Annotated in this window: 8 protein-coding genes and 1 pseudogene; 6 read left to right on the forward strand and 3 right to left on the reverse strand. The window is 70.1% G+C overall.

Features of this window, described 5'->3' with window-relative positions:
- Positions 1-4 precede the first annotated feature (4 nt).
- From L0P92_RS36735 to L0P92_RS36755, 5 genes are read left to right on the forward strand one after another with little or no spacing between them, the layout of a single operon-like run.
- Entirely contained in the window at positions 5-1,135 is a 1,131-nt protein-coding gene (locus L0P92_RS36735; RefSeq protein ID WP_234767408.1) for a pectinesterase family protein, read from the forward strand.
- Position 1,136: 1 nt separating this feature from the next.
- The gene (locus L0P92_RS36740; RefSeq protein WP_234767401.1) at positions 1,137-2,186 is read left to right on the forward strand and encodes a pectinesterase family protein; all 1,050 of its coding nucleotides are present in this window, start codon (positions 1,137-1,139) and stop codon (positions 2,184-2,186) included.
- The gene (locus L0P92_RS36745; protein WP_234767402.1) at positions 2,179-3,441 is read left to right on the forward strand and encodes a pectate lyase family protein; all 1,263 of its coding nucleotides are present in this window, start codon (positions 2,179-2,181) and stop codon (positions 3,439-3,441) included. Before L0P92_RS36740 ends, L0P92_RS36745 begins: the two co-directional genes overlap by 8 nt.
- Complete coding sequence (locus L0P92_RS36750) at positions 3,428-4,588, forward strand: dienelactone hydrolase family protein (protein WP_234767403.1); 1,161 nt, start codon at positions 3,428-3,430, stop codon at positions 4,586-4,588. The genes L0P92_RS36745 and L0P92_RS36750 overlap by 14 nt, the downstream gene beginning before the upstream one ends.
- Positions 4,589-4,626: 38 nt before the next feature.
- Positions 4,627-5,739, forward strand: a complete 1,113-nt coding sequence (locus tag L0P92_RS36755; protein WP_234767404.1) for a right-handed parallel beta-helix repeat-containing protein — start codon at positions 4,627-4,629, stop codon at positions 5,737-5,739.
- 1 nt (position 5,740) lies between these two features.
- Here L0P92_RS36755 and L0P92_RS36760 read toward each other — a convergent pair whose 3' ends face one another.
- Positions 5,741-7,948, reverse strand: a complete 2,208-nt coding sequence (locus tag L0P92_RS36760) for a glycoside hydrolase family 43 protein (protein ID WP_234767405.1) — start codon at positions 7,946-7,948, stop codon at positions 5,741-5,743.
- A gap of 235 nt (positions 7,949-8,183) precedes the next feature.
- On the opposite strand from L0P92_RS36760, the gene L0P92_RS36765 reads away from it, so the two are divergent.
- The gene (locus L0P92_RS36765; RefSeq protein ID WP_234767406.1) at positions 8,184-9,338 is read left to right on the forward strand and encodes a right-handed parallel beta-helix repeat-containing protein; all 1,155 of its coding nucleotides are present in this window, start codon (positions 8,184-8,186) and stop codon (positions 9,336-9,338) included.
- Between the two features lie 100 nt (positions 9,339-9,438).
- Here the strand turns inward: L0P92_RS36765 and L0P92_RS36770 are convergent, their stop codons facing one another.
- Positions 9,439-10,272, reverse strand: coding sequence for a pectate lyase (locus L0P92_RS36770; protein WP_234767407.1), 834 nt, complete (start codon positions 10,270-10,272; stop codon positions 9,439-9,441).
- A gap of 85 nt (positions 10,273-10,357) precedes the next feature.
- Positions 10,358-10,893: pseudogene (locus tag L0P92_RS36775) on the reverse strand (hypothetical protein); the annotation flags it as partial.

Below are 10,893 nucleotides of genomic sequence, written 5' to 3' on the forward strand. Positions count from 1 at the left end.
CCCCATGCCCTCGCCCCACCGCCAACTCCCCCTGTCCAGAAGGGGGTTCCTCGCCGCCGGAGCCGGCGCGGCCGCCGCACTCGGGGTCGCGTCCGCCCCCGCCCTGGCCGACGGCCGACGGCCCTTCGGCCGCTTCGGTTCCCCGGCCGCCCGTCCCACCCCGACCACGCTCTACGTCGACGCCCGGGGGCGCGGCGACTTCACCACCGTCCAGGCCGCCGTGAACGCCGTCACCGGCAGCGGGTACACGCTCGTCCTCGCCCCCGGCGTCTACCGGGAGACGGTCGCCGTCCCGGCCGCCGCCACCGAGATGACCTGGATCGGCGCGAGCGAGAACCCTCGTGACGTCGTCATCGTCTACGACAACGCGGCCGGCACCCCCAAACCCGACGGCTCCGGCACCTACGGCACCACCGGCTCGGCCACCACCCTGATCCGCCCCGACGGCTTCACCGCCCGCTGGATCACCTTCGCCAACGACTGGCTGCGCGCGGACCACCCTGGCATCTCCGGCACCCAGGCCGTCGCCATCAAGGTGCTGGGCGACCGGTCGGCCTTCCACCACTGCCGCTTCCTCGGCCACCAGGACACCCTGTACGCGGACTCCTCCGCCCTGACCGTCTTCGCCCGCCAGTACTTCGCGCACTGCTACGTCGAGGGCGACGTCGACTTCGTCTTCGGCCGGGGCACCTCCGTGTTCGAGCACTGCCACTTCCGCACCCTGACCCGCACGGACCTGGCCGGCGCCCCGTACGGCTTCGTCTTCGCCCCGTCCACCGCGGGCGCCAACCCGCTCGGCTACCTGGTGACCAGGAGCCGTGTCACCAGCGAGGCCCCGGACGCCTACTACAAGCTGGCCCGGCCCTGGGTGCCCAGCTCCGACACCACCGCACGTCCCTCGCTCGTCGTCCGGGAGACGCACCTGGGCGCCGGCATCGACGCGGCAGCGCCGTACACCAACATGTCGGACAGCTTCCCGTGGCAGGAGCAGCGGTTCGCCGAGTACCGCAACACCGGCCCCGGCGCCGCGATCACCGTCCCCGAGAACCGGCCCCAACTCACCCGTCGGCAGGCCGAGTCCGCCACCCGAGCGGCCTACCTCGGCGACTGGGAGCCGTGGAAGGGAGCGTGCTGACATGCGCAGGCGCACTCTGCTGGCGGGGATGGCGGGGGCGGCGGGAGGCCTCGCGGCGGAAAGCCTGATCGGGGGAGCCGCCACCCCGGCCTTCGCGAGCGGCCGCCGTGTCCGCCACGTCCGCCCCGGCGACTCCGTCCAGGCGGCCGTGGACGCGGTCGACGGCCCCGGCTGGACGATCGTCGTGCACCCGGGAACGTATCGCGAGGTCGTCCAAGTGCCCGCCAGCACACGTGAGTTGACGCTGCGTGGCGCCTCCCGCGACCCGCGCGAGGCCGTCATCGTCTTCGACAACGCCAACGGCACCCCCAGGCCCGACGGCTCGGGCACCTACGGCACCGCGGGCTCCGCCACCTTCAGCGCCGCGGCGCCCGGACTCACCGTCCGCGACCTGACGCTGGCCAACGACTGGCTGCGCGCCGACCACCCGGACATCACGGGCACCCAGGCCGTCGCCGCGTACCTCACCGGCGACCGGACCCACTTCGAGAACGTCCGCCTCCTCGCCCACCAGGACACCCTCTTCGTCGACACGACCGCCCTCGACGCGTTCGACCGGCAGTACTTCCACCGCTGCTACATCGAGGGCGACGTCGACTTGGTCTTCGGCCGGGCGACCGCCGTCTTCGCCGACTGCCACTTCCACACGCTCCAGCGGGACGTGGACTTCACACCCAAGGGCATGGTCTTCGCCCCCTCCACCGCCCGCGCCAACCCCTACGGCATCCTCGCCGTCCGGTCCCGCATCACCTCCGGCGCCGAGGACGGGGCGTACAAGCTGGCGCGGCCCTGGGTGCCGTCGTACGAGACCACTGCCTGGCCGTCGCTCGTCGTGCGGGACACCCGGATCGGGCCGGGGATCGACGCGGTGGCGCCGTACACCGACATGCGGGAGCAGTATCCCTGGCAGACCATGCGGTTCGCGGAGTACCGCAACAGCGGGCCGGGCGCGGCGATCTCCGTTCCGGAGAACCGGCCTCAACTCACCGCCTCCGAAGCCGAGTTGCATACCAGGCAGGCGTATCTCGGGGACTGGCGGCCGTATGCGTAGGGTCGCCGCTCTCCTCGTCTGCGTGGGCCTGTTCTGGCCCACCCCCGCGGCGGCGGCCCCCGCCCGGGAACCCGTCGGCTGGGCCGCCACCGGCTCCGGCACCACCGGGGGCGCGGGCGGCACGACCTGGACGGTCCGTACGCGCGCCGAGCTCAAGGAGGCCCTGGCGAACGGCGGCGATCCCACCGCGCCCAAGGTCATCCGGGTCGTCGGGGACATCAACGGGCATGAGGCGGACGATGGTTCGCTGCTCGGCGAGCAGGACTACGCACCCGGATACGACCTCGGCAAGTACATGTCCTGCTTCGGCGAGGACGGTGGATCGTGGTCCGACACCCGGTACGACTACTGCAAGCAGCAGCGTCAGCTCCGGCAGACCGGGTCGAACCGGGAGAAGGCCCAGATCCAGCTGACCGTGCCCAGCAACACCACGCTCGTGGGGGCGGGCGACGACGCACGGCTGCTCGGCGTCTTCCTGACCGTCAACACCGGCACGAACATCGTCGTCCGCAACCTCCACCTCGAAGCCCCCGTCGACCACTTCACCACCTGGTCGCCGGGCGACGGCACCCAGGGCAGCTGGAACGCCCGCTTCGACGCGCTGACCGTGATCACCGGCAAGCACCTGTGGATCGACCACTGCACCTTCACCGACGGCCGCTTCCCCGACCGGGAGGCACCCCTCGGCTTCCACGGCGAGCACGTCCAACGGCACGACGGGCTGCTGGACATCGAGGACGGCTCCGACTTCGTCACCGTCTCCGACAGCCGTTTCGTCGACCACGACAAGGCGATCCTCATCGGCTCCGGCGACGGGCGCGGTGACCGCGACCGCGGGCATCTGAAGGTGACGTTCGTCCGGAACCTGTTCGACGACATCGTGCAGCGCGGGCCCCGGGTCCGCTTCGGGCAGGTGCACGTCGTCAACAACGTGTACGTGTCCCGGCGCCGGGCTCCCCTCTACGCCCTGGGCGTCGGCGTCGAGTCGGCCCTCTACTCCGAGCGCAACGTCTTCCGATACGACCCGGGCCTGGCCGTCGCCCCCTACGGCGGCGAGCACTTCCACGACACCGGGTCCTGGGCCAACGGCCGTCCGGCCCGACTGAACACCGTCGCCGCCGGTCTCGGGCTGACCGACGACGTGGGCTGGGACCCGGCCGACGTCTACGACCACCGGCCCCTCAGGTCCGCGGCCGCGGTCGAGGCGTACGTCCTGCGCCACGCCGGCACCGGGAGGCCGTATGCGCGGCCATGACGCGGTGGGACGCAGGGCCTTCGTGGTCGGGGCCGGGGCGGCGGAGCTGTTGGCCGGGGGAGCGGCGAGCGGCGCGGAGGCGGCCGTGGTGGACGGCCCGCTGCCCGACTTCCACCCCGCCCTCAAGGACCAGCTGACCTTCCCGCTCGCCTGGGGACACTCCCCGGTCCGCGACTTCCGCGCCTGGCGCCGCACCGCCCGCGCCAAGGTCGAGGAGCTGCTGATCGTCGACCGGGACGAACACACCCCGTACGCCCCGGAGTTCGGCGAGCCCTCCGCGGGCGACGGCTACACCAGGGAGCTGGTGACCCTCTCCCTCACCCGTTACGAACGCGTCCGCGGACCCCTGCTCACCCCGCACGGCCCTGGCCCCTTCCCGGCGGTCCTGCTCCTGCACGATCACGGCGCCAGATTCGACATCGGCAAGGAGAAACTCGTCCGGCCCTGGTACGACGACACCCGGCTCGCCTCCGCACAGGCATGGACGGAGAAGTACTTCAGCGGCCGGTTCGTCGGCGACGAGCTGGCCCGGCGCGGATACGTCGTGCTGTGCCTGGACGCCCTCGGCTGGGGCGACCGGGGCCCGCTCACCTACGACCAGCAGCAGGCCCTGGCCTCCAACTTCTTCAACCTGGGCTCGTCCCTGGCCGGGCTCATGGCCCGCGAGGACACCCGTGCCACCGGCTTCCTGGCAGGCCTCGACCGCGTGGACGCGCGCCGCGTCGCGGCCCTCGGGTTCTCGATGGGTGCCTACCGCGCCTGGCAGACCGCCGCGCTCAGCGACGACATCGCCGCCGCGGCGAGTGCCTGCTGGATGACGGGCCTGAAGGAAATGATGGTGCCCGGCAACAACACCCTGCGCGGGCAGTCGTCGTACTACATGCTCCACCCGGGGCTCCCCCGGTTCCTCGACTTCCCCGACGTGGCGAGCATCGCCGCACCCAGGCCGATGCTCTTCTCCAACGGCGGGCTCGACCCGCTGTTCCCCGCCGACGGCGTCCGCGTGGCCCACGACAAGCTGCGCGCCGTCTGGCGTTCCCGCCGCGCCGAGGAGCGGCTGCGGCTGACGACCTGGCCTGACCTCGGCCATGTGTTCACCGCGCCCATGCAGGACGAGGTCGTCGACTGGCTCGACACCGTCCTGTGAGCAGTCCCCCCACCCGCACGAGAAAGGACCCGCTCTCCATGTCTCGTCGTACCGCTCTCGCCACCCTGGCGGCCCTCACCCTGGGCGCCGGCCTGGCCGTCCTCCCCACCCAGGCCCAGGCCGCGACCGTTGTCGTCAGCACCTCGACCGACCTGTCCAACGCCGTCAAGAACGCCACTCCCGGCACCGTCATCCAGGTCCGCGGCGGCACCTACTACCCGACGGCCACCCTCCAGTCCACGGCCAACGGCACCTCGTCGTCGCCGGTCACGCTCACCGCGTACGGCTCGGAGACCGTGAAGATCGACGGCTCGAACCTGCCCGACGGCGGCTGGATCCTCAAGCTGACCGCCGACTACTGGAACGTCTCGAACATCACCTTCCAGAACTCCCCGGACAGCGCGGTCGTCTGCCAGTCCTGCACCGGCACCAACTGGAACAACATCAAGACCATCAACGGCGGCGACTCGGGCTTCACGCTGACCGGCGACGGCACGGTCAACAACACCGTCCGGAACATCGACTCCTACGGCCACTACGACGCCGCCAACCACGGCGAGAACGCCGACGGCATCGCCGTCAAGTTCGGCTCCGGCACCGGGAATCTCATCACCGGCGCCCGCCTCTACAACAACTCCGACGACGGGCTGGACTTCTGGTCCTTCTCCTCGCCCGTCACCGTCGAGCACACCTGGGCCATGGGCAACGGCAAGAACCGGTGGTCCGACTCGGCCTTCGCGGGCGACGGCAACGGCTACAAGCTGGGCGGCGACGGCGAGACCGTGGCCCACGTCGTCAACAACTCGGCCGCCTGGGACAACGCCGGCAACGGCTTCACCGAGAACAGCAACAAGGGTGCGATCGTCATCAACCGCACCACCGCCTACGCCAACGCCAAGTGGGGCTACTACTTCGCCACGGGCGCGGCCCGCCTCGGCAAGAACCTCGCCGTGAGCAACGGCGGCGGCGCGGTCAACAAGGGCTCCTCGGTCGTCTCGGCCGGCAACAACTGGGACTCCGGGATATCGACGCCGGCCTTCCGGTCGACCGACGCGTCGAGCACGTACAACGCCCGCAGCTCCAGCGGCACGCTGCCCGCGACCACGTTCCTGACCACGGGCAGCACCACCATCGGCGCGACGATGGACTGAGCTAGCGCCGCACGGGCCTGACGCCCTCCAGCGTCGGCACCACCGGTTCGATCGTGCCGTCGGCCGCGAACCTCAGGCGGTCGACGGTCGTCTCCCGGTGCATGCCGTCGCCGCCCGGCTTCCCGGGGCCGTTCAGGGCGAACCGGTGGTAGACGGCGTACCAGTCGTCGGTGCCAGGGGTGTTCACCACCGAGTGGTGGCCGGTGCCGAGGATGCCGTACTCGGGACGCTTGGACAGGATCGTCCCCTTCTTGGTCCACGGGCCGAGCGGGGACGGTCCGGTCGCGTAGGCGACGTGGTAGTTCTCGCTCCGGGTGTCGTCCTCGGACCACATGAAGTAGTACGTGCCCTTCCGCTTGATCACGAAGGAGCCCTCGCGGAAGTTGTCCGGCGTGATGTCCCGAACCTTGGAGGCGTCGTACGACACCATGTCGTCGTTCAGCGGGACCACGTACCCGTGCCCGTTGCCCCAGTACAGATACGACGTCCCGTCGTCGTCCGTGAAGACGGCAGGGTCGATCATCTGGCCCTTGAGCGCACCGCCCTTGGCGACCAGCGGCCTGCCCAGAGCGTCCTTGAACGGGCCGGCCGGGGAGTCAGCCACCGCCACGCCGATCTGCTGTTCGGCGCAGAAGTAGAAGTAGTACTTGCCGTCGCGTTCGGCGATGGCCGGGGCCCAGGCGTACTTGTCGGCCCAGCTCACGTCCGGACCGAGGTCCAGGATGACGCCGTGGTCCTTCCAGTGGACCAGGTCCTTCGACGAGTACGCCTTGAACCGGGTCCCGCTCCAGCCCTGGAAGCCGTCGGTCGTCGGGTAGATCCAGTACTCGCCGTTCAGGTAGTGCACGTCGGGGTCGGCGTTCAGGCCCGGCAGCGTGGGGCTGTTGGTGCGCACCGCCTCGACCGTCCAGACCCGTTTCGTGCCGTCCGCGCCGGTCACCGTGTACTTCTGCGGTTTGCGGAAGTCGCGCCGGGTGCCGGAGCGGGGGCTGACCGTGGCGCCCTCACCGAGCCACAGCTTCGGGGCGAGGCGGGACAGGTCGGCGTCCGGCCGCATCGGCAGCACGACCTTCGCGGCGCCGTCCGTGACGATCGCGTACCCCTTCTGGTCCTTCGCCGTCGCGTCCACGACCGAGGCGGGGCTCGCCGGATACGCGGCCAGCAGCCGGTCGTACTCGGCCTGCGTCACCGGGATCACCGTGCCGTGCCGGGGGCTCGCGGGCAGCTGGTAGTTCTGCGAGGGGGTCCACTTGCCCGAGTCGAGGTCGGTGGTCTCGAACGGGACGTAGCCGCGGCCGCCGTACTCGTCGACGAACAGGTACCACTTGTCCTCGGTGTTCGACTTGAACACCGTCGGCCCCTCACCGCGCTCCATCGCGCCGCTGCCGATGCAGTCGGCCACGAAGTCGTACTTCGTCGAGGTCAGCGATGTCGACTTCTCGCCGGTGATGAACTTCGCGCAGGGGCTGGAGGAGGCCGGGTCCCGCTCGTCCTTGGTGTAGCGGTAGTACGTGCCCTCGTGCTCGACGACCGTCGAGTCGATGACCGAGTAGCCGGGGTCGTTCCAGACCTTCGGCGCGCTGAAGGTGCGGAAGTCCTTCGTGGTCGCGTACAGCATCTTGTTGTACGTCGATCCGGTGTGGTCGGGGTCGTCGTCGGCGTACAGCTTCGACGCCCAGAAGACGACGAACTCGCCGAGGCCGGCGTCCCAGTAGGCCTCCGGCGCCCAGGTGTTGCCCGCGTTGTCGGGCGAGACCTTCACCAGGCGCTGGTCGGTCCAGTGGACCAGGTCGGTGGACTCCCAGACCATGATGGACTTGCTGCCGTGCCGCTGGACCTGGTCCCAGCTGCCGCTGCTGTTCTGGTACATCCGCAGATCGGTGGCGATCATGTAGAACTTGTCGCCCTCGGGGGAGCGGATCACGAACGGGTCGCGCAGGCCCTTCTCGCCGATGGTGGAGGTGAGGACCGGCTTCCCGGCGTTGAGCTCCCGCCAGTGCAGCGCGTCGTTGCCGCGGCTGAGGGCGTAGCGGATCTGCTCGCCGTCGGCGGTGCCCTCGCCGGTGAAGTAGGCGAAGAGATAGCCGGCGTACTTGGGGTGTTTCACGGGTGGTGCTCCGGAGTTCGCGGTACCCGCCGTACCGGGCGGGGCGGTGAGGAGGGCGACGAGCAGCGAGAGACAGGCGACTAGGAGGATTCGTGGGCGCATGTCACTCCTGTGTGAGTGTGGGGGTTCCTGTTGGGTGGTGTGCGCCTTGGGAGTCTCACCAGTGGGAAACAGCACGTCAATCGATGAGCCTGCGATGAGAGCCGACGAAAGTTTCGCTGGCTTTCGGTGAGGCGCGGCAACCTTCCCGGGCATGGCGGCGACCGGATGGCAGAAGCGGGCCGGGGCGGCCCCTCCGGCCCGCTTCGTCCCCATTGGCCCAGGAAGGGAACCACCCGTGCGCCTGAGCACCGGCCGGCACCGCAGAACCCGTACGCTCTCCATCGCCGCGGCCGTCGCCGTCGCCTCCGGAGCGGGCGGCGTCTACCTCGGCCTCTCCGACGGCGGCGCCCAGGCCGCCTCGACGACGGTCACCGTGTCCGGCACCGCACAGCTGGAGGCGGCGGTCAAGAACGCGGTCGCCGGTACGACGATCCAGGTCCGCGGCGGCACGTACACCCCGTCGGCGACCCTCAAGTCCGCGGCGAACGGCACGAGTTCGGCGCGGATCACGCTCCAGGCGTACGGCACCGAGAAGGTGCGCATCGACGGGTCCAGGCTGCCCGCGGGGTCCTGGCTGGCCGGCATCTACGGCGACTACTGGACCGTCCGGAACCTCACCTTCGTCAACTCCCCGGCCCAGGGCTTCGTCGCCACCTCGTCCGTCGGCGGCGTCTTCAAGAACCTCGTCACCGCGGACAACGGCGACTCCGGCTTCACCCTGCGCGGCGACGGCACCACCGACAACCTCGTGCAGAACCTCGACAGCCATGGCAACTACGACCCCGCCGGGCACGGGCAGAACGCCGACGGCATCGCCGTGAAGTTCGGCTCCGGGACGGGCAACCGGATCACCGGGGCACGGCTCTACAACAACTCGGACGACGGCCTCGACCTGTGGCAGTTCTCCTCGCCCGTCACCATCGAACACACCTGGGCCTTCGGCAACGGCGAGAACCGCTGGTCCGACCCGTCCTTCGAGGGCAACGGCAACGGGTTCAAGCTGGGCGGCGGGGGCGCCTCGGTGGCCCACGTCGTGGGCGACAACGCGGCCTGGGACAACACGCTGCACGGCTTCACCGAGAACTCCAACACCGGCGCGATCGTCCTGAACCGCAACACCGCCTACGCCAACGCCGAGAGCGGTTTCTACTTCGCCACCGGCAAGGCACGACTGGCCCGGAACCTCGCGGTGGGCAACGACAAGGGGCTGGCCAAGGTGGGGCCGTCGACGGTGAACGCGGCGAACAACTGGGACCGTGGTGTACCGACTCCGGCCTTCAGATCGACGGACGCGGCAACGGCGTACGGGGCTCGCAAGGCGGACGGTTCGCTGCCCGCGACGGCCTTCCTGACGACGGGCTCCACGGCCGTCGGCTCGACGATGAACTGACCCTCGGAACAAGAAGGAATGCCCCGCCGGTCGTCACCGGCGGGGCATTCCGTTCTGCTGACCGAGGGGGGCTCAGATCAGCAGGTCCCTGGGGGTTGGATCACTGGTACGTGATGTCAGATGCCGAGAACCGGCAAGCGGTTCCATCCGGGCCGGTGCCGAGTTCCTTCGGCTCCTTGCCGCTGCTGTTGCCCTCGAAGCGGGTGCAGGTCTTGATCTTCTTGCCGCTGTCGCCGTGGACGCGGATCTTGCGCAGCGCGGCCGTGTCACCGTAGTTGGAGTTGACGCCGACGATCGAGTTGCCGGGCGCGGTGACGTCCACGTCGTTGATGATGATCGACCGCTTGTACTGCGTGGAGCAGTTGCCGCAACTGCGCACCAGCTTGCCGAACTTCTCCACCTGGAACTTGGTCACGACCAGCTTCCCGGCGCCGTTGAACTGGAGCACCTTGTCGTCGGCGTTCCGCGCGCCGCCGCCGTACACCGTGTACACGGCGGACGACGACTTGCCCTTGAACGTCGCCGCGTCCTCGCCGACGTCCAGCCACCACACGTTCTGGAGCGTGCACGAGCCCTTGCAGTGGACGCCGTCCGCTGCCGGGGTGCCGATGACGACGTTCTTCAGGACCGCGCCGTCGGCCAGCTCGAAGATCGGGTCCTGGCCCTCTTCCTGGCCGCCGCCGCCCAGGTCGCCGGTGCCGTAGAACTTCACCATCTTGCCGTCGTACGTGCCCGACACCGGGATCGTCTTCGACACCGGCTTGCTGTCGGTGGGCGTCGGCCAGGCCGCGGCCGCACTGGCCGACGACAGTAACGACGTGGTGGTGACGACGGCCGCGCCGGTGATGCCGAGGGCGGAGACTCCGGCGATCAACGCCCGCCGCCTGGTGACCTTGCGGCGGTGCCGGACGCGCTGTTCGGTCTGTGCTGTCATGAACCGTTCCTTGCGTGGAGGGGAGATCCTTGCGTCTCCTGGTCGCCACGCGTGCGGAATGGGTTGCCGGTCCTCCGGATTTTCTCTACGAATCCCCGTCGGCTGCGGAATCGTCGTCGTGGGCCGCGAAGTCGCCCGCCACGGACAGCCGTTCGCCGCCCGCCTCGGCCGTCATGGCGTAGCGGTCGTCCTTGGCGTCCCGGCCGCCGCGCTCATGGTCGTACTGCCCGGCGAACACCCACTCGCCCGCACGGACCGTACGGCCCTCCTTGAGCACCCAGGTGTAGACGAGGAAGCCGTCCTTCTCCTCGACCGTCAGCGTGAAGTCGTCCTCGGGCAGCGAACGCCAGGCGCCGGCGTTGTTGACCCCGCCGGTCTGCGCCACCTTCAACTGCACGGTGACCTCGGTGAGTTGCTCGCTGGTCCGCAGGGTCAGGTTGCTCTGCGCCCAGAAGTCGTTGCTGTGCGGGTCCACCGAGCCGTCCGACCACAGGGGGCCGTCCTCCTCGCCCTCGGCGGCGGGTGGCGCGGCGGTGGCGGTCGGCTGCCGGGTCGGCGTCTTGGCCGTCTCGCGGGAGTCCGGAGTGTTCTCGGGCGTCGGGTCGGCCGGCGGGGCGGGCG

It is taken from the genome of Streptomyces muensis (assembly GCF_021474425.1).
Classification (GTDB): Bacteria; Actinomycetota; Actinomycetes; order Streptomycetales; family Streptomycetaceae; genus Streptomyces; species Streptomyces muensis.